14 protein-coding genes and 1 pseudogene are annotated in these 20,785 nt (G+C 59.4%); 9 read left to right on the top strand and 6 right to left on the bottom strand.

Annotated elements, in window-relative coordinates:
- Position 1: 1 nt before the first annotated feature.
- From ASG35_RS16700 to ASG35_RS16665, 8 genes are all read left to right on the top strand, one after another.
- On the top strand, positions 2-4,954 hold the full coding sequence (locus ASG35_RS16700; protein WP_056360801.1) for a non-ribosomal peptide synthetase: 4,953 nt from the start codon (positions 2-4) through the stop codon (positions 4,952-4,954).
- Positions 4,955-5,019: 65 nt separating this feature from the next.
- Positions 5,020-6,393: a lysine N(6)-hydroxylase/L-ornithine N(5)-oxygenase family protein gene (locus ASG35_RS16695; protein ID WP_056359553.1), complete on the top strand. Its 1,374-nt coding sequence runs from the start codon at positions 5,020-5,022 to the stop codon at positions 6,391-6,393.
- A 49-nt stretch (positions 6,394-6,442) separates the two neighbouring features.
- Complete coding sequence (locus tag ASG35_RS16690; protein WP_056359550.1) at positions 6,443-8,692, top strand: TonB-dependent siderophore receptor; 2,250 nt, start codon at positions 6,443-6,445, stop codon at positions 8,690-8,692.
- A gap of 99 nt (positions 8,693-8,791) precedes the next feature.
- A complete protein-coding gene (locus ASG35_RS16685) occupies positions 8,792-9,634 on the top strand; it encodes a formyltransferase family protein (RefSeq protein WP_056360798.1) in 843 nt (280 codons plus the stop codon).
- Positions 9,635-9,777: 143 nt separating this feature from the next.
- A complete protein-coding gene (locus tag ASG35_RS16680; protein WP_235527602.1) occupies positions 9,778-10,656 on the top strand; it encodes a GNAT family N-acetyltransferase in 879 nt (292 codons plus the stop codon).
- An 81-nt stretch (positions 10,657-10,737) separates the two neighbouring features.
- Entirely contained in the window at positions 10,738-11,130 is a 393-nt protein-coding gene (locus tag ASG35_RS16675) for a carboxymuconolactone decarboxylase family protein (protein ID WP_056359547.1), read from the top strand.
- Positions 11,131-11,447: 317 nt separating this feature from the next.
- Positions 11,448-12,665, top strand: coding sequence for an acyl-CoA dehydrogenase family protein (locus ASG35_RS16670; RefSeq protein ID WP_056359544.1), 1,218 nt, complete (start codon positions 11,448-11,450; stop codon positions 12,663-12,665).
- Between the two features lie 24 nt (positions 12,666-12,689).
- Positions 12,690-13,637, top strand: a complete 948-nt coding sequence (locus ASG35_RS16665) for a TauD/TfdA dioxygenase family protein (RefSeq protein WP_056359542.1) — start codon at positions 12,690-12,692, stop codon at positions 13,635-13,637.
- Positions 13,638-13,694: 57 nt separating this feature from the next.
- Here ASG35_RS16665 and ASG35_RS16660 read toward each other — a convergent pair whose 3' ends face one another.
- From ASG35_RS16660 to ASG35_RS16635, 6 genes are all read right to left on the bottom strand, one after another.
- Positions 13,695-14,477, bottom strand: coding sequence for an ABC transporter ATP-binding protein (locus tag ASG35_RS16660; RefSeq protein WP_056359539.1), 783 nt, complete (start codon positions 14,475-14,477; stop codon positions 13,695-13,697).
- A gap of 39 nt (positions 14,478-14,516) precedes the next feature.
- A complete protein-coding gene (locus ASG35_RS16655) occupies positions 14,517-15,332 on the bottom strand; it encodes an ABC transporter permease (RefSeq protein WP_056359536.1) in 816 nt (271 codons plus the stop codon).
- 12 nt (positions 15,333-15,344) lie between these two features.
- Complete coding sequence (locus tag ASG35_RS16650) at positions 15,345-16,181, bottom strand: ABC transporter permease (RefSeq protein ID WP_056359534.1); 837 nt, start codon at positions 16,179-16,181, stop codon at positions 15,345-15,347.
- Between the two features lie 67 nt (positions 16,182-16,248).
- Positions 16,249-17,316, bottom strand: coding sequence for an ABC transporter substrate-binding protein (locus ASG35_RS16645; RefSeq protein ID WP_056359531.1), 1,068 nt, complete (start codon positions 17,314-17,316; stop codon positions 16,249-16,251).
- A 60-nt stretch (positions 17,317-17,376) separates the two neighbouring features.
- Positions 17,377-18,294 carry a TauD/TfdA dioxygenase family protein gene (locus ASG35_RS16640; protein WP_056359528.1) on the bottom strand — a complete coding sequence of 306 codons (918 nt, stop codon included), beginning with the start codon at positions 18,292-18,294 and terminating at the stop codon, positions 17,377-17,379.
- 152 nt (positions 18,295-18,446) lie between these two features.
- The gene (locus ASG35_RS16635; RefSeq protein ID WP_056359525.1) at positions 18,447-19,811 is read right to left on the bottom strand and encodes an LLM class flavin-dependent oxidoreductase; all 1,365 of its coding nucleotides are present in this window, start codon (positions 19,809-19,811) and stop codon (positions 18,447-18,449) included.
- 678 nt (positions 19,812-20,489) lie between these two features.
- Between ASG35_RS16635 and ASG35_RS32710 the strand changes: the two are divergent.
- Positions 20,490-20,776 (top strand): annotated as a pseudogene (locus ASG35_RS32710) (contractile injection system protein, VgrG/Pvc8 family); the annotation flags it as partial.
- Positions 20,777-20,785: the final 9 nt, after the last annotated feature.

The following is a 20,785-nucleotide window of genomic DNA, read 5'->3' as shown; positions in this document are numbered from 1 at the left end:
GATGACGGCACGACCGGACCTGCTTTCTCTTTCAGCACGCTTCGCGCAGTTACCAGACGCACAACGCAAGGTGTTCCTGGAAAAACTCCCCGCTACGGGAATCGACTTTCGCATGCTGCCAATCCCGCCGCGTGCCGAGCGCTCTGCCAGTGTTCCGGCGTCGTTTGCACAGACCCGGCTTTGGCTGCACGCGCGCATGATCGACGAGCCCGCTGCCTATCACATCACCGAGCGCCTGCGTCTTGACGGGACACTCGACGAACATGCGCTGCGGCGTTCGTGCGATGCACTGATCGCGCGTCACGAGGCGTTGCGTACGACGTTTGCGGAAGGCGCGGATGGCGTCATGCAGACGGTGCACGCGCCCGAACCATGCTGCTGGCAGACGTTCGACGTGAGCAACATTCCCGCAGCGCAACGCGAAGCTCGGGCACGTGAACTTGCGCTCGCCGATGAAACCCAACCCTTCGATCTCGCACACGGCCCGTTGATGCGCGCATGCCTGATTCGTCTCGATGACCGGACACATTGGCTTTCGTTGACAACGCATCACATTGTCTCGGACGGCTGGTCTGGCGATGTTGCGCTTGCGGAGCTGGCATCGTTTTACCGGTCGTATGCAAAGGGCGATGCGGTTGCGCTAGAGCCATTACCTATTCACTACGTCGATTACGCGCTATGGCAGCGACGTTGGCTCGACGCCGGCGAACGTGATCGTCAACTTGGATTCTGGCGTTCACGAATCGATCCGTCGCGTGATGTGCTGATGCTTCCCGGAGCGGCGCCGCGTCCGGCGCAACGTAGCGCGCGCGGCGCGCGCCACGTAATCAAGCTGGACACTGAGCTTGCGAAGCGCGTCGCCAGTCTTGCCCATAGTCATCGCACGACGCAATTCGCCGTCCTCCTTGCAACGCTCAATGCATTGCTCGCGCGCGCGTCCGGCGAGCAACATATTCAGATCGGCGTGCCTGCCGCAAACCGCGAACGCGCCGAGACCGCGGGATTGATCGGCTTCTTCGTGAACACGTTGACGCTCGCAACGCGCATCGATTCGAACCAAAGTTTTTCCGCGCTGATCGATGCAACCGCACGCGGTCTTGTTGATGCGCAAGCGCATCAGGACGTGCCTTTCGAGCAAGTGGTCGAAGCAACGGACGTCGCTCGCAGCGCAAGCCATCATCCGCTATTCCAGGTCATGGCCGCATATGGCGCGCGCCGTCCGTTGCTGTCTTTCGCCGATGTTTGCGTGACCGAGTTGCCCTCGGGCGCGCCGTTCGCGAAGTTCGACCTGACGCTCAATTTCGAGGTCCGCGACGATGGCTCTATCGACGCCGCTTTTCTCTATGCGCTCGATTTGTTCGAAGCCGATGCCATCGACCGCCTGGCGCAGCGTTTTATCGAATTGCTGTTGAACGCACTCGATACGCCAGATGTTCCCGTCGGCGAGCTGCAATGGCTGCCGCTTGCCGAGCGCAATCAGCTCGACGCGTGGAACCATAATCCGCCGAACGAGGCCAGCGAGTTCAAGCCCGTGCACGAACGCATAGCCGATCATGCGCGTGCGCGTCCGGATGCTCGCGGCGTGGCGGACGTGGATCGCTCGCTGACTCGCCACGAAGTGAATACACGCGCAACCCAGCTCGCGCAGCGTCTTGTCGCTGCGGGCGTTCGCGCCGAAATGCGCGTAGGAGTCGCCCTGAGCCGCTCGGTGGACTTGCCCGTTGGTTTGATCGCGGCGTTAAAATCGGGCGGTGCATTCGTGCCGCTCGACCCGAGCCATCCGCGCGAACGCCTGGCGCAAATCATCGACGATGCGCGGATTCGGCACATCGTCACCGAGCGTGCAAGCCTTCCCGCGTTGCCGATTTTGGACCACGTGCGAACCTGGCTGGTCGATAACGAGAGTCTCTTCCACGACGACAACACTGCGTTGCCGTCTGTTGCGCCGATGCAAGCGGCCTACGTGATCTATACGTCGGGATCGACGGGAAAACCCAAGGGCGTGATCGTCGATCATGGCTCGTTCGCGCTGCATTGTGCGGCGATCGCGAAGCGTTACGGTGTGACCGAGGAGGACGTGTTCCTGCTGTTCCAGTCGGTGAACTTCGACGGTTCGCACGAAGGCTGGTTTTCGCAGTACATGTCTGGCGCGGCCGTTGCCGTGACGGCGGATACGCTCTGGCCGCCCGCGGTGACGTGCAAGATGATGGTGCGCGAAGGCGTGACCATGACGTACGTCCCGCCCGGCTGCGCGACGCAACTCGCCGAGTGGGCGCTCGCGCACGGCGCGCCGCCTACGCTGCGCTCGCTGACTGTGGGCGGTGAAGCCACGTCGCGCGAAGCTTTCGCGCTGATGCGCCGTGCATTCCCGAATGCGCGCATCGTCAATGGTTACGGCCCGACTGAAACCGTCATCACGCCGATGCTGTGGATGTTCAATCCAGGCGACGATCCCACGAAGCTCGCCGACACCGCGTATCTGCCGATCGGCACGCTCGTGGGCGCGCGTACCGCGCATGTCCTCGATGCACGCATGAACACGCTGCCTGTTGGCGTTATCGGCGAGTTGTATCTGGGCGGCGAGGGCATTGGCGTTGCACGCGGTTATCTCGACCGGCCCGCGATGACGGCCGAACGTTTCGTGCCCGATCCGTTTGGCGTTCCGGGCGCGCGGCTGTATCGAACGGGCGACCTGGTGAAGCGCCGCGCTGATGGTGTGTTTGATTTCATCGGCCGCGTGGATCATCAGGTCAAGCTGCGCGGCTTGCGCATCGAGCTTGGAGAGATCGAAGCGCAACTCGCCGCGCATGACGACGTGCGCGAGGCCGTTGCGGTCGTGAACGGCAAGGGCGCGCAAGCGGCGCTGGTGGCCTACGTCGAGCTGACCGATGACGCACGCAAGCGCGCGGTACGCGCTGATGCCGCCGAGCTGGACGCACATCTTCGTCACACGTTGCCGGACTATATGGTGCCGGCGTTCATCGTGGTGCTCGATGCGTTGCCGCGCAATACGAATAGCAAGGTCGATCGTGCTGCGTTGCCCGAACCTCAGCGCGTGCAACGGGCATATGAAGCACCTTCGGATGCAACGGAGATCGCCATTGCGCGGATCTGGCGCGAAGTGCTGGGCGCGGAAACGGTCGAGCGCGTTGGACGTGCGGACCATTTCTTCAAACTCGGCGGTCACTCGCTCGCGGCGGTTCGGGTTGCGACGCGTATAGCCGAGCAGCTTGGAAGGGACGTGCCGGTGCGTGCGCTTTTCGAGGCGCCGGTTTTATCGCAGTACGTGCAACGTGTGGCGCTCTCCAGAAGTGCCGATACGTTGCCGGATGCGTCGGTCGAAAAACAACCGGAAGCCGATGCAGATGGAGTTTTTCCATTGTCGCCCGCGCAACTCGGCTTGTGGTTCTTGTGGCGTGCACAACCTGACAATGCCGCTTACAACATACCCGTCGCGTTGCGTTTGCGCGGCGAGCTTTCTGTCAAGGCATTGCGCGCAGCCATCACGCAAGCTGCCGCCCGACATCCAGCGTTGCGCACACGTCTTGTACAAAGGAAGAACGGGTTTTCAGGTCAGCGTATTGACGAAGCGGGATCCATCGAACTACGCGTGATCGATCTTTCGAACGATCCGGCACCCGTCGCGCGTGCGAATCACCTGACGGACGAAGACGCACTGGCTTCGTTCAATCTGCTTGAATCACCGCTCTGGCGCGTGCGGCTTCTGCGTCTTGCCGACGACGATCACGTGCTGTCGCTCGTGATCCATCACATCGTTTCGGATGGTCAATCAATCGATCTGTGGCTCGACGAAATCCGTTCGACGTACGTTGCTTTGAAACGCAGTGCGCCACTCGCACCGGTTGTGCCGTTACCTCCGGTTCTTCCTGTTGCCGCGCCGCGATCTCGCGTTGCATTCTGGCGCGACGCATTGCAAACGCTGGACGCGGCGTCGTCGAACATCTTGCCGGCGCCGCCGTCCGGGCGAGCATCGCAACCGCGCTGGACGGCGAGCCGCATCGCATTCGAGTTCGACGAAGCGCTCATACGCCGTGCACGCGCGATATCGGTTCAAGCACACGCAACGCTGCCCATGCTGCTGCATGCCGCGCTCAACGTGGTTTTGTATCAGATTACGGGTGCGTTCGATCAACCCATCGGCGTACTTGCATCGACCCGCGAGCATTCGAGTGACGCCGCGCGCCACGCGCTCGGGCTCTTTATCAACGCGGTCGTTGTCCGGACGAAAATCACTGAACGCGATACGCCGGCGACCATTCTCGATGCGGTACGGGACGCGGCGCTCGCAGCATACGCGCACGCAGATACGCCTTTCGCTGATGTTGTCGCCGCATCGCGCGCGCGGCGTGAAGGCATGACGAACCCGCTGTTCCAGGTGATGTTCAATTATTTGCGTCAGGCCGCGAATGCCGGGCAGGAATGGGCGGGCATTTCGCTTGAAGCGTTCAACGATGTTCGTCATCGCGTGGTCTTCGAGCTCGAGCTGGACATTGTGGAACATCGCGATGGACGCGTGACCGGCGCGTTTTCCTACGCGAACGAATTGGTCGATGCCACTTTCGCTAAGACTCTCGCGCGCGACTATCTGGATGCGGTGACGCAATTCGTCGATGCACCGAACGTTCCGTTAGGAACCGTGCATCCGCGTTTCCAATCCGCAGCGAACATCCAGGCGCCTATCCCAATCGACGCCGAAGCCGATTCAACAGCCCGCACGCTCGAACATCTCTGGCGTGATCTCTTCAACGACCAGACGCTTTCACAAAACGACAACCTCTTCGAAGCCGGCGCGACCTCGTTCGACGTCGTCCGGTTTATTGATGCAACCCGTGCCGCTGGTTTCGCATTGACCATCCGCGACGTCTTCGAAACGCCAAGCATCGCGGGCCTGGCTTCGAGGATCGCGTCGAACGTGGAGTTGCGCGAATCGTGACCGGTCAACTTAACCGCCGCGCGCCTTCTCTACGCGCCACCGCAAACCGATAAAGGACCTGAGACATGCAAAGAGACACCGTATTCGATCTGATCGGCGTCGGCTTCGGACCGTCGAATCTTTCACTGGCCGTGCGTCTTGCAGAGGAGGCCGGCACGGCGCGCCTCGCGCATTGCTTCATAGAACGGCAGCCGGAATTTGGCTGGCATCGCGGCATGCTGCTCGACGACTGCCGCATGCAGATCTCGTTCCTGAAAGATCTCGTCACGCAGCGCGATCCGAAGAGCCGCTTTACGTTCATCAACTACCTGTTCGAGCGCGGTCGCCTCAACGACTTCGTCAACCTGAAAAGCTTTTATCCGACCCGCGTCGAGTTTCATGACTATCTTCGATGGGTCGCCGATGCGTTCGAAGAGCGCCTGCATTACGGCGAAACCGTCACATCGATAGAACCGGTTCACATGTCGGGCAACCGCCACGAAATCGGAGCGCTGCGCGTTTCCTCACACGATCAGGATGGCCGCGAACGGGAACGTTTCACGCGCGCGTTGTCAGTGGGAATAGGCGGGGCGGCGCAAATTCCCGAAGCGTTTGCGGCGCTCGGAAGCCACAACGTGATCCATTCGTCGGCCTATCTGACACAGATCGATCGCGTGGTCGGCAAGGCAAGCGATGCGCCTCGCAAACGTATTGCGGTGATCGGCGGCGGCCAGAGCGCGGCGGAGGTTTTCATGGACCTGTCGCGGCGTTTTCCGCATGTCGATGCAAGCCTCGTGATTCGTTCCGGCGCGCTCAAGCCCGCCGACGACACGCCTTTCGTCAACGAGATCTTCAGCCCCGCTTATACGGACGTGGTCTACGGTCAGTCGAAAGACGGCCGGCGCTCGCTGATCGATCGTTTCCGCGATACCAATTACGCGGTCGTGGACCGGCCTTTGATTGAACAGATCTATGAGATGCTTTATCTGCAAAACGTCTCCGGCGATGTTCGTCACCGACTGCTCGCGAACACCGGCACCGAGTTGGCCGTACGCACGGCGAATGGGCAGATCGAGCTTACGTTGCGCGACAACCTGACGGGGCTTGCCCGTACCGAACGCTTCGACGCGCTCGTGCTGGCGACGGGTTACAGACGCGATACGCATATCTCCTTGCTTGACGGACTGGCGTCGCATCTCGGCGATGCACTCATGCAAGGCGACGTGGAACGCGATTACCGGCTCGCGACGCCCGAGCATTTCAAACCGCGCATTTATTTGCAAGGCTGCTGTGAAGACAGCCACGGATTGTCCGACACGCTGTTGTCCGTTCTGGCGCTGCGTTCGGATGAAATTGTCGCCTCGCTCGCCGAGCACGCGGCACGGGACCGGTCGGCCAGCCGGATTCCCGCCAATCAAAAAAACGGGATGAGCGACGGCCGCATGGCTATCGCTCTTTAATAAAACCGCGGCCATATAAAAGGCCGCATTGTGATTTGGAGCGACGGAAATGGAGTGGGCAACAGGGACGCGTCGGAATGCGATCGCGGTGGCGACAGGCATTGCATTTTACGCAGCGGCGGCAGGACACGCGCACGCTCAGGCAGCGGCTCAGGGAACGACTCAAGGAACGGTTCAGGGCGCGCAACCTCAAGGCGAGCAGCCGGACAGCAAGACACAACAAGGCGCAGCGCTGGGCGACACGTTGCCTGCGATAACGGTCAAAGGCGCAACCGAAGGCGACGGTACGGTCGGCCTCGTGGCGAAACGTAGCGTGACAGGCACGAAGACCGATACGCCGATCAACGAAATCCCGCAAACCATCAACGTGATCACTGCAGCGCAGATCGAGCAGACCGGCGCGACCAGCATCAATGAAGCGTTGCGATATACGCCCGGTTTTTCATCGTATGGCGCGGACGTTCGTTCCGACTGGTACTCGGCGTTGCGCGGCTTTACGCCGAGCGTATTCCAGGACGGGCTGCAGGTTCCGAACACGCTCAATCTGGCGAGCTGGCGCGTCGATCCCTACATGATCGATAGCATCACGATCCTGCGCGGCCCGACATCCGTGCTCTACGGGCAGGGCGATCCAGGTGCGATCGTGGACATTCAAAGCAAGCTCGCAAACGGCGAACGTGTGCGTCAGGTCGAAATGCAGATCGGCGACTATGCACGCAAGCAGATTGCCTTCGACATTGGCGACAAGATCGATAAGGACGGCACGCTGTCGTATCGCTTCGTGGGCGTGGGACGCGACGGCAATTCGCTCACCGGTCCGCATGCGGAGCAGCGCGTCGCGTTTGCGCCATCTGTCAGATGGCAGCCGAGCGCGAGCACGTCGCTCACGATTGCCGCGAGTTATTTGCAGGACTGGGGCGATGCATCGAATAACTTCCTGCCCGCCGAAGGCACCGTTCTGCCCAATTTGAACGGCAAGATTTCTCCGGACCTGTACACGGGCGACCCGACCTATTCGTACTACCGGAAGAAGGAATGGTCGGTGGGCTATCAGTTCGAGCACAAGTTCGATCCCATCTGGACCTTCCGTCAGAACGTGCGCTGGATGCATCTATCGCTCGATCAGGGCGCGGTCTGGGGGGCAGGTCTCGACGCCAGCGATCCGACCCAGCAGACCATGTCGCGTTATGCCGGTTTGTTCCAGCCGAACTACAGCCGCTTCGATATCGACAACCAGGCGCAAGCGCGTTTCGGCACGGGTCCTGTCGAACATACGGTGCTGCTTGGTTTTGAATACAACCGCCAGAATACGACCGACAGCGAATGGCTTGCGCAAGGCCCGAGCCTGAACATGTACAACCCGGTTTATACGCCGGTATCGACTGCGATATTCAGCGGCCCCGATTCTTACGGACAAACCGATACGCGCGCATCGCTGGACAGCTTCGGCGTGTATGCGCAGGACCAGATCAAATGGCAGCGCTGGGTGCTGACGCTCGGTGGCCGGCAGGACTGGAGCAATACGAAGCAGGACGATCTGGTCGCGGGTACGCAATTCAAGCAAAACGATCACGCGTTCTCGGGGCGCGCGGGGCTCGTGTTCCTCGGCGATTATGGCCTGTCGCCGTACATCAACTACGCGACTTCGTTCAATCCGACCGTTGGCGTGAAGCTGTCCGGCGGCGGACTCGCGGAACCCACGAAGGGCCGTCAGATAGAAGCAGGGCTGCGCTGGCAACCGCCGAGCAAAAACCTGATGTTGAACGCAGCGGTCTATCAGATCAACCAAACCAATGTGCTCACGCCTGATCCAACCGATCCGACCAACACGTTCTCGGTGCAAACGGGCGAGGTGCGTTCACGCGGTATCGAGCTGAGCGCGGTCGGCAAGGTGACGCGCAATGTCTCGGTGATCGCGGCGTACGTGTATCAGGACGTGAAGAACATCGAGGCGAACGACGACTCGCTCAACAAGTGGCCGGTATCGATCCCGCTGCCGCGTCAGATGGCGTCGCTCTGGGGTGACTGGACGTGGCACACAGGACCGCTCGCGGGACTGGGGCTGGGAGCAGGTATTCGCTATCAAAGCGGCCTGGCGGGCGCGTACGACAACTCGCTGTACGTGCCGAGCTACACCGTGTACGACGCCGCCATTCACTACGACACCCGCAACTGGCGCTTCGCGGTCAATGCGCAAAACATTTTCAACCGCACGTTTGTCAGCGGCTGCCAGTCGACTTCGACATGCTTCTACGGCAATCCGCGGACCGTGGTGGCGACCGCGAGGTACGACTGGTAAGCAAGACTCGATGACTATGTCTTGAGCAGCAAGCAGCGCGCGGTGCGCTTGCGCCGCGCGTTGGTATCGGATTCACTGGCGTATCTTCAATCCATCACCATGTCGAAGAAAAAACTCGTTTATATCCTGTCGCTAAGGAACGCAGCGGCCGATCGTGCAGGGCAGCAGATCGAATACAAGGGCGGCTTCAGGTACATGAGGTCACCGCTCGAATTCCTGGTGGAGCGTCTGAACAATACCGAGCTCGGCGATGAATATTCGCTCGAAGGCGTGATCTATGACGACGATGAAAACTCGGCCGCAGACCGCGAGAAGCTAAGGCACTATGGTTTCTCGTGCCAGCCAGGCAAGCAGTGGATTTATCCAGCCGACCTTCGCGCGCAGGGCACTCGTGTCAACAAACTGCTCCACGCGATTCCATCGACATATCGGCGACTTGCGAGGGGCGCGCCGGAGCGTGCGCCGCAAAAAAGCGCCTTCGAGCATCGTCTGCTCGAGAAGCTGCTGGAGCTTGAAGCGGATTTTGTCGTGCTCGACGGACTGCTCGTGATCCTCGATGAACTCGTGCGTCCAGGCGCAGTGTTTCATCGGCGGATTGCAAATATTCATCCGGGCGTGACGCGGCTCAAATCGCCTTACGAACGTCGCGGCGCATACGCAACGCTCGACGCACTGTATGGCGCCCGAGGCGAGAAAGTGATCGACTGGAACACGATGCAAACGCAAGCCGTCGCGCCGGTGAACATGACGGGCGCATCGTTTCATTATGTCGATAACGGCATCGACTCCGGCGAAGTGATCTTCGACGTGCTGAAGACGCCGATACATGCAGAAGACACCATCCTCGAACTGCGATGGAACAACTTCAATCTGAGTCTTTTCCCCGCGCTGGAAGGCGGCCTTGCCTTAATGGCGGATCGATTTTCGAAGGTCGCGCTTTGAGCGTGCTGCACGTTCATTCGCATCACCGTACACCTGCATCGCGCAACGCCGGAGACACGACCATGAACGTTTCTTTTTATCCTGAAGCCATTGATCGCGAAAGCGCGGTTGCTGACCGGACATCCGCCGAATGGCATGCAGGCATGACGCCGGACGAACTCTTGCCTGCGCTCGGCGAACTGTTCTGCGGCGAGCCATCGCGTCGAAGCGCAACGATCGCGTTGTTGTCGAAGGGATCCGATCCGCTTGCTATCGAAGCATTTGTGACGCGAGCGATTGCGGAAGGTGTCATCGATACCGCGCAGTCATTCGATGACCATCTATTGCTGACCACATCGCGCAGGACATTCTGGCAGCAACCGCGACCATGGCTCAAGTCAACGGCATCCGGCGCCATGCCGTTGAACTACACCGTGACGCAGGAGCGTAGGCACCCGTTGCGTCCACCGAATGCGAAGGGTGTTATCTACGAGCGTTATTTTCCGTTGATCGGCATGACGCTGAGCTTGCGAACGGTCGACGCGCAAGCGGATGCGGACGTCTTCAGCGAGTGGATGAACCTCGATCGCGTTGCCTACTTCTGGGATCAAAAAGGCACGCGCGCGGAGCACGCGGCGTATCTCGAGGAACGGCTGGCGGACCCGCACATGCATCCCATGATCGGCTACTTCGACGACAAACCTTTCGGGTATTTCGAGTTCTACTGGGCGAAGGAAGATCGTCTTGGCCCGTTCTACGATGCCGGTGATTTCGACCGTGGCCTGCATCTGCTGATTGGCGATGCGCAGTTTCAAAGTTCGGGAAAACTCAAGGCGTGGTGGAGCGGCGTGCTGCATTACATGTTCATAGATGAACCGCGCACGCAGCGCCTGGTTGGCGAACCGCGTGTTGATCATGTGCGCCATATTGCATACATGCACCGCATGGGGTTTTATACGCTCAAGGAATTCGACTTCCCGCACAAGCGCGCTGCGTTGACGGTGCTCGAGCGCGAGACATTCTTCAACGACTTCAAATTCTAGCTTGCGCCTTCGGCGAATCCACGCTCGACGAGATTTTATCCAGATTGGTTATATTTATATACTTAACCAGCCGGAGGATTTATGAGCCAGATGAAACCCGTTGAATATGCGGACGCCGCGCCTGAAGTGAAAGCGGTGTTTGACGACATCAAGGAAAAACGAGGTGTTCCGGACGTCAATAATTTCTGGAAATATATCGCGCAACATCCGCCTACGCTCGCCCGTACGTGGGACAGTTTGAAAGACGTGATGGCGCCCGGCGCGCTTGATCCGCTCATCAAGGAATTGCTGTATGTCGCCGTGAGCGTGACGAACAACTGCGGCTATTGCGTGGCGAGCCACACGGCCGCAGCGCGGCGCGCGGGAATGACTGACGAGATGTTCGGAGAATTGATCGCCGTGGTCGGAATGGCGAACGAGACAAACCGGCTTGCGGTCGGATATCGCGTGCCTATCGATCCTGCGTTCGAGTAAGAAGCCGCAACGGGGGAAGCAATGTCGCCATTATTCCCTCCGATACTTAGCACCAAACAAATCGATGGTTCACCTTGCGTGCATGCGCTGCTACATTCGCGCCATGTGACGCACGGTGCGCCTGCGCACACGTTTTAAATGTGCGCAGATCGAACCACAATGAAACTCAAGCATCTTGCGGCCGTGGTGACGGGCTCACTGCTGGTCATGTCGAGTCTCGCTCGTGCCAATCGAACCAGCAGCTCCGACGCTTGAGCCGTAGTTGTCTCGGATAGTCGGACCTCGCGCACATCACCCACCATACAAGGAATAAAAGCATGACTTCAGTGCAGGGAACGGCTTCGACATCTCGTCTCGATGCCGCATTGGCCGCGTTTCCGGCACTGGCGGAGAAGATCGGTGAAGACAGCGCGGCGCGCGAATCCCGGCGCGAGCTTCCTTTCGATGGCTTTGCGTTATTCCGCAAATCCGAACTCGGGTTGCTGCGAATCCCGGTTGAACGGGGCGGCCTTGGCGGCTCGCTGGAAGACCTTTTCCAGGTGATTGCCACGCTCGCCGCAAAAGAATCCAATGTCGCTCACGCATTGCGAATCCACTTCGATCTGACCGAGTCGTTGTTGCTCGCGCCAAGATCGGAGTTCAACGACAAACAAATCGGACGCGTGCTGGAAGGCGCGATTTTTGGTGGCGCTTCGACTGAGCGAGGCACATCGCGACCGGGCGAGATCGGCACTGTGTTGAAGCGTGATGGCGATCACTTTCGTGTCAGCGGAAAAAAATACTATTCGACGGGAACCGCGTTCTCCGACTTCGCACGTATCAATGTGCAGAACGAGGACAACGAACCGGTGAGCATTGTCATTCCGGTCGATCGTGAAGGTCTGCAGGTGCTGGACGATTGGGACGGCATGGGCCAGCGAATGACCGCGAGCGGTAGCCTCGTTCTGGATGACGTTCGAGTGTTTGCACACGAAGTCATGAAGCGCGGATATACCACGCTCGCCGGCAGACACGGCGGAGCACTGCGCCAGCTGCATCTGGTGGCGGTGGCGGCGGGTATCGTGCGTAACGTCGTGGCTGACGCGGAAAACTATGTGCTCAAGCATGGGCGGCCGGTGTTGCACAGTCCGGCTGAATCGGCACGTACAGATCATTTCATCCAGCAGGTCGTGGGTGACCTCGGGGCGCATAGTCATGCTATCGATGCACTCGTGCAACAGAACGCCCGTGTGCTCGATCGTTCCGCGAACGCTATCCGCAATGACAGTAACGACGCCGAGGCGCTCGTGCTGCAAGGCGCGCTTGCAACGGCCAAGACGCAGATTGTAGTGAGCAAGCTTGCGTTGCATGCCGGCGAGCGTCTGTTCGAAGCGGGTGGCGCATCGGCCACATCGCGCGTGCATAACTTCGATCGCCACTGGCGCAACTTGCGCACGATCTTCAGCCACAACCCGCTGCTGCACAAGGCACGCGTGATTGGCGACTATCAGTTGAATGGCGACACGACCCATCTGACGGAAGGGCGCGTGTTCTGAACGGTTTCATCCAGGAGATGCACGATGAGCGCAGCGCTGAACACCCAACACGATGACATCACCATCACTCCGCTATCCGCCCATATTGGTGCCGAGATTCATGGCGTCGATCTCGCGAAGCCGCTTACGCCGAAGCAGGTCGCGGCGATCCGGGCGGCGTTGCTCGAGTGGCGCGTCGTGTTCTTCCGCGAGCAGTTCCTGACGCACGAACAGCATGTCGCGTTTTCCGCGCAATTTGGGGAACTGACGCTCGGGCATCCGGTGTTCGGCCATGTCGATGGACATCGGGAAATCTATTCCATCTCGAAGTTTCGAAAGGCGACGCGCTTCGAAGGACAGTCGCTTTTGCGCCCGTGGACCGGATGGCATACCGACGTCACTGCGGCCGTCAATCCACCGTTCGCATCGATTCTTCGAGGCGTGACCATCCCGCCTTATGGCGGCGATACACAGTGGACCAACCTCGTTGTTGCCTACGAAAAGTTGTCGGCGCCGCTGCGCGGTTTTATCGACGGCTTGCGTGGCATTCACAAGTTCACCGCGCCCGCCGGGGCGAGCGGGACGAGTGAGTTCGAGGAGGCGGTGAAAGAGCGGTCGCTGGTGAGTGAACATCCGCTCGTGCGGGTGCATCCGGAAACCGGTGAGCGCGCGCTTTACGTGAGTCCGAGTTTCCTGAAAACCATTGTTGGCGTGACGCCCCGTGAAAGTCAGGCGCTTCTCGAATTGCTCTGGGAACACGTGACGCGTCCGGAGTTCACCGTGCGCTTCAGATGGCAAAAGGGCAGTGTCGCGTTCTGGGATAACCGGTCGACCGCGCATCTGGCTCCATCGGATATCTTCGATCTGGATTTCGACAGGCAGTTGTATCGGACAACACTGGTGGGCGATATTCCTGTCGGGCCGGACGGCCGCGCTTCTGTAGCGATTGAAGGTTCGCCAGTCGATGCCGCTGCGGCGGTGGAACTGAACTAGCCCGGAAAATAGGAAATAGCAGCCGGGGCTTCCTGAACCCCGGCTGCGAAGACACGCTTACGCCGCGTCCACCGGAGTATTGAAGTCCGCGAGAATATCTTCACGCAACCGCACGAACGCCGGATCACTACGGCGGCGCGGACGTTCCAGTCCAACGTGCACCACCTTGCTGATTCTTCCTGGCCGAGCCTGCATCACCACAACGCGATCCGCCAGAAATACGGCTTCGTCCACATCGTGCGTCACGAGGATCATGGTGATGCGCTCGCTTTCCCAGATACGTTGCAACTCGTTTTGCATGCGGTTGCGGGTGAGGGCATCGAGCGCACCGAAGGGCTCATCGAGCAACAGCAGCCTTGGCCGGTTCACGAGGCCGCGTGCAATCGATACCCGTTGCGCCATGCCGCCCGACAACTGATGCGGATGATGTCCTTCGTAACCCTTTAACCCGACCAGTTCGATATGCTCCGCGACGGCGCGGCGCTTCTCGTCTTTGCTACGCCCGGAGTTCCTGAGCGCCACGGCTATGTTCTGTTCGACGTTGAGCCACGGGAACAGCCTGTGATCCTGAAACACGAGGCCGCGCGCGAGATCCGTGGTGCGGATGCGTTGTTTGCCGAACTCGATATCGCCATCGAACTGATCGTCGAGCCCTGCAATCAGCCGCAACAACGTGGATTTGCCGCAGCCGCTCGCGCCCACGATCGCGACGAACTCGCCGCTGCTTACCGTGAGATCGATGCCATCGAGTACCGGCGGTACGTTGGTATCGCCCGCAAAACGCTTTGCCACGCGATTCAGGTTGAGCTCATTTGCACGCGTTTCGATAGGAGTCGGCATGATTATATGGAATCCGTATTAAATAGGTTGCGACTGGAATCAGGCCACAGGATAGTGGAACCAGCGCCTTTGCACGGCACGCGCCAGCGAGTTCAGCGCCCAGCCGGTAATGCCGATCACGATCACGCCGAAAACCACGAGGTCCATGCGGAACTGTTCGCTGCCATCGACCAGCGTATTGCCAATACCGCTGCCCGCAACCAGCAGATATTCGGCGCCGAGCGTCGCGAGCCACGAATAGATCAGCGCAAGATAAACGCCCGTAAAAATGGAGGGCAACGCTGCAGGAATGGCAATGCGCGTCACCGTTTGCCATTTGCTGTAGCGAAACACGCGGCCCACATCGAGCAATTCCGGCGATACCGCGCGAATGCCGTCGGCTGTGTGCGCAACCACCGGCACGAGCGCGGCCAGCGAAAGGAACACGACCTTGGCGAGATCGCCGAGACCGAACCAAACTGAGATCAGCGGTATCCATGCAAAAAGCGATACCTGCTTGAACGTATTGAAGCTCGGACCAACGAGGCGGTTGGCGAACGGCGACACACCGAGCAACGCACCGAGCGCAAGCCCAAGGCTTGCGCCGAGTGTAAATCCCGTCAGCTCGCGCGCAAGCGAAGCCGAGAGCGCGCGCCACAACGCGCCCGTTTTTATCTGGTCGATCGCGGTGTGCAAGACCTGCGCCGGCGAAGTCATCATGCCGTGTCCAGTCACCGCGTTGCGCGACAGATACCACCAGATCGCGAAGGCCGCGACTGGAATGACCCAACCGCGCCAGCGGCCTTGGCTCGCCGAGGCATCGGCGCCGGCGATTGCGCCCGAGCCGGATTCGAGTTCAAGAGACGTTGCGGACATATGTCACCTCGTTCATGCCGGCCGTGGCGTGGACAAACTGTTCTCCAGCCGCGTGAGCAACCGGTCTGCCGCATAACCTATTGCGCCGACGATCAGCACCGATGCCAACACAAGATCGAGTTGAAACAACTGGCGTCCGTACACGATCAGATAACCCAATCCTTCCGATGAGGCCACGAGTTCCACGACCACAAGCGTGAGCCATGCCTTCGTGAATGCAAGACGGATTCCTGTGCCGATCACGGGTACGGCCGACGGCAGAATGACGCGCGATATCGTCTGGAATGGGGAGTACTTGAAGACGCGGGCGACGTCGAGATATGCGGACGGCGTCTTGCGAAAGCCCTGCAAGGTGCTGAGGGTGACAGGCACAAGGGCCGCGTGTCCGATCAGCAAGTACTTCAGCGGCTCGCCAATCCCGACCACGATCATCAGGAACGGCAGCCAGCCGAGAACAGGCACCTGGACCACTGCGTTGAAGCTCGGAAGGATATAGGCTTCCGCCGTACGCGATAGTCCGAGCAATCCGCCCAGCAGCAAGCCAAGCACGACGCCGCCTGCAAATCCGATGGCGACCCGCGAGAGGCTTGCGCTGACATGCATCCACAATTCGCCGCTTCTGGCGAGCCCGCCGAGGGTATCGAAGACGAGCAGCGGCGAAGGCAATATCTGCGCCGAGATCCATCCGTAATGCGAGCCGAGGATCCATAACAGTGCGGCCGCAGCGGGCAACAACCACGGCAACGCAGTCCAGCTGATCGAGCCGGCGGCGAGCGCAATACGACGGTTTGTATCGGCTGATTCAGATGGACGGCCGGGAAATAAGGCGCGGGCGATGCTATTCGCCATGATCGGATTCTCCGTGGGATGCGTGCAGGAGTTGAATGCAGGAGCTAAATGCAGAAGCTAAATGCGTTTACGATTTGAGCGGCTTGCCGGAAGCATCGAAACGTGGCCAGTAGTTTTCGAGCTTCAAGGATTTCAACGCCTGGTCGAGATACTTCGGTTCGAACCAGCCATTCACACTCACGGGTTGACGGATGAGATTCAGGCGCAGCGCGTCGTCGGCAACCGATTGATAGCGCGTGACAATGAACGGATCGATCAGTGGCGAACTGCGGTCTTTCAACGCCTGGTTTGCGTACTCCGATTCCCACGATTCAACCGGCACGCCGCTCTTCGCCCATAGCGTGAATAGTGCGCTTCGATTCGGTTCCTCGGACGACCATTGCGCCGCCTGGACCACCGACGTCACGACCTTTTGAACAACGTCCGGGTGATCGTGTTCGAAATCATCGAGCACCAGCAGATGCGCCTGGCGCGTGTATTGCAAGCCGCCATCGCGCGATGCGTAGATGATTTTCGCCAGGCCCTGGCGTTGCAACTTGAAGAGCTTGAAGTCGAGGAAGACGGCGTCCACGCCCTTCGATGCCAACGCCGCTTGCGAAGCAGCGTCGTCGAGGTTGATGACGCGGAGGTCTTTCTCCGACAGGCCGTTGGCTTTCAGGACGTTATCGACGACAAGCTGAAGATTAGTACCCCGGAATATCGCGACGCGTTTGCCCTTGAGGTCCTTCACGTTCTTGATGTCGGAGTCGGGCGGCACGGCGAGATAAACGCCGGTACGTACACTCGATTCCACCAGCAGCTTGGTCTTGAGCCCGTTCGCGCGTCCGAGCACGGCGGGCAAATCGCCTTGATAGGCGAAGTCGATCTGATGGTTCGCAAGAGCCTCGTTGACAGCGGGTCCTGCGCCTTTGAAAAAGAGCCATTGCACTTTGATGCCTTCGGGCGCGAGTGCATCCTCCACACGATGCTGCAATTGCGCCGTCGCTGCGGGCGAGCCACCGAAGACCGGCGGGTCGCCATAACCCTGCGTGGCAACGCCGATTCGCACGACGGCAGGCGCCGCGGCAAAGGCGCTGGTGAATGCGGCCAGACCGAGCGTGACCAGAAAGGTGCGTAAAAAGAACCGTGTTGTCATTGATTGGAATCGATGAGGAAAGGGTAGGCCGCGCCCGGTGGAATCAGCGCGGCGGCTGACTTAATGAGCGCCACGCAGCGCGCGGCTACGCTGTCCGTCGATACCAACAGGAACGTCGCCATGCACCGTTGCACGACGGACAACGCGGCGTTCGTTTTCATCGTAATCGGCGACCGCATAGTGCTGTGTTGCGCGGTTATCCCAGATGGCGACATCGCCCTGATTCCAGCGCCAGCGCACGGTGTTTTCGAGGCGCGTGATGTGATCGTGGAAGAGCTCTTTCAAACGATCCGAATCGCGTTGCGACAAGCCCACGAACCGCTGCACGAAGTGACCAAGTACGAGACTGCGTTCGCCGGTTTCCGGATGCACGCGAACCACGGGATGCTCGGTTTCATATACCGTCGACGTAAATTGCTCACGATACGCAAGCTCGGCATCCGTGCTCGGTGCGCTGCGATTCGCGGCGTAATCGTAGGTGTTCGTGTGAACGGCGCGCAACGAATCCGCAAGCACGCGCAGTGGCTCCGGCAAACGTTCATACGCTTGCACGGTGTTGGCCCAGACCGTGTCGCCGCCAGCGGGCGGAATCACTACGCCGCGCAGGATGGAGATCTTCGGATACGCTTCGACGAAGGTCACATCCGTATGCCACGAGTTCGCGCGCGTGCCGTTCTTCGAGTCGAGTTCGAGCAGGCGGCTGGTATTGGCAAGCGACGGTACTGTTGGGTGCGCCACGGTCTCGCCAAAGAGGCTGGCGAAGGCTTCCTGTTCGGCATCGTCAAGATGCGATTGCCCGCGAAAAAAGATCACCTTGTGCTTGAGCAGCGCCGCGTTGATCGCGGCGTGCGTGGAGCTGTCGAGATCCGAGCCGAGGCGCACGCCGCGGATTTCAGCGCCAATCCGGCCGCCGACCGCATGAATGTCGAGCTCCAGAGCGGGCTCAGCTTGCACTGCAGACGTAGCAACGAGTGTCATCGGATGTTCCTTTTAAAGGTGGGAAACTTTTCTTGCCAACGGTGTTGAAAAGCCTTGGCGCCGATAAATTGAAGCATCCGCCAGCGAGCGCGGCAACGAAGCGATTGGACTAAGCTTTACATGCGAGACGTGGAATTCGATAACACCATTCGTCAAATCGACAAGGCCGCTTGCCGATTGCGTTCATGGCGATTGACGGGCCGCCTGAGTCCGAGATTTTCGCGTAAGGTATGACCTTCATAGTCGCTACGAAACAGTCCACGGCGACGCAACGCCGGCAGCACGAGTTCTATGAAATCGGTCAGACCGCCAGGTAATGTGGGCGGCATGACGTTGTAACCGTCCGCTCCATGATTGACAAAACGCTCTTCGAGTTGGTCGGCAATATCATCCGCAGTCCCAACGAGTTGCCAGTGACCGCGCGCACCGGCCACGCGTAAATAAAGCTGCCTGATGGTCAGGTTCTCGCGTCTCGCGAGATCTATGGTCAGCGCCTGGCGGCTTTTGCTCGCGTTGGTTTCGGGCAATTCGGGAATAGGGCCATCGAGCGGATAACCGGATAGATCGATACCACCCGTTAAACCCGACACGAGCGCAAGTCCGACCACGGGATCGATCAGCGACTGTAGTTCTTCGAACTTTTCCTCGGCCTCGGATCGCGTGCGTCCGACTATGGGGAATACGCCGGGCATGATCTTCAGATCGTCGGGATGACGTCCGTGCGCCGCGAGACGGCCTTTGACGTCGGCGTAAAAGTCGATGGCATCCTGCAGTGTTTGCTGGGCCGTGAAGATCACTTCCGCGGTGCGTGCGGCGAGCGCTCGGCCGGACTCGGACGAACCCGCCTGCACGAGCACCGGTTGTCCTTGCGGCGAGCGTGCCACGTTGAGCGGCCCTTTGACCTGGAAGAAGCGGCCCTTGTGATCGAGCACGTGGCGCTTGTCCGGATCGAAGAAGCGGCCCGAGGATTTATCACGCAAGAAAGCGTCGTCTTCCCAGCTGTCCCAGAGCGCGCGAACGACAGTTGCAAATTCGTCTGCGCGTTCGTAACGCTCGGCGTGATCGAAATGGGTATCGCGATTGAAGTTCTTCGCTTCGTGTTCGCTGGACGACGTCACCAGGTTCCAGCCCGCGCGTCCGCCGCTAATGTGGTCGAGCGACGCGAACTTCCGTGCAACGTGATACGGCTCGTTAAAGCTGGTGGATGCCGTGGCTACAAAGCCGATGCGTGAGGTGACTGCTGCCAGCGCGGACAGCAGGGTGATCGGTTCGAACTGCGCTATGTAACTGTGCGCCGTGCGGCTGAGGAAGTCGAGGTTGTCGCCGCGAGTGCCGACGCCATCGGCGAGAAAGATCAGGTCGAACTTCGCGGCTTCCGCGGCCTGTGCAAGCTGCACGTAATGGCGGAAATTGATACCCGCGTCGGCCTGGCTTTCAGGATGACGCCACGCAGCTATGTGATGTCCCGACGGATAAAGGAAGGCGCCGAGGCGCAGGTGACCTGTTCGTTTTGGCATGGGGCGTGGCGTTGGAGCGGATGCGGATCTCTTGCCACGTGATCGCAACGCTTGAACGGTGGCATCGAGTATGGATGCTGCAGCGGCGATTTTTCTGCATCGGCTTTAATCGCTTCGCTGTTTGCGAGTCCGATCATAAGCAGCGTCGCAACGCCGGGGAACCGAGCATTGCTTCGATCGTTTCCACCTGGGGTGATTTGCGGTTTGGGTTCCCGACATCCAACCGCGTCGCACCAAGTCAAAGAATGGTCGAACTATGCGACCCAATCTCAGAAAATTCCGAATTTTGCCGCGTCACCCCTGTCTTGCCTTCCCAGGTAGCCGACGTTAACGGATGATTCACGATCACGTCTTATTTTCGCAATGATAAGAACGATTGTTCGAATAAAAGAATCGCCGGCGCCAGTTAGTTTGCGATTCACCTGAGAGATGAAGGGCTGCAAACGATGCGGGACACTTATCAGAACGGCGACGCGTATCGCTCAAATAGAGCACGCGTAACCGGCCAACAGGCCTATCACCTCGATGTACCCAGCGCGTCGAATTCCAAAGACATTTCGGTGATTTCGTATCACGCGCGCGAGGGCATGGCATCGCCTTACGAAATCACGATTGAGTTCACCCAGCGCGTCGAATTCCAAAGACATTTCGGTGATTTCGTATCACGCGCGCGAGGGCATGGCATCGCCTTACGAAATCACGATTGAGTTCACACATCCGGATCAGCTTTCGCGTGCCGATTATCTTGGACGCGACGGACACTTTACGATCACCGCCGAAGACAGCGCGGAGCCGCGTGTTTATCGTGGCATCGTAACCCAGTTCAAGCGGATCAAGAAGACCAAAGACTTTTATCGATACACAATTGTCGTTGCATCGCAGATGGCGCGTCTTGCGCTTTTGCACCGATGCCGCGTGTTTCAGCAGCAAAGTGCGAAGCAAATCATTGAATCGATTCTGCTGAANTGTCGTTG

Source organism: Burkholderia sp. Leaf177 (assembly GCF_001424345.1).
Lineage (GTDB): Bacteria > Pseudomonadota > Gammaproteobacteria > Burkholderiales > Burkholderiaceae > Caballeronia.
Note: the sequence above shows the minus strand (reverse complement) of the source record. Positions and strands in the feature narration are given on the sequence as shown.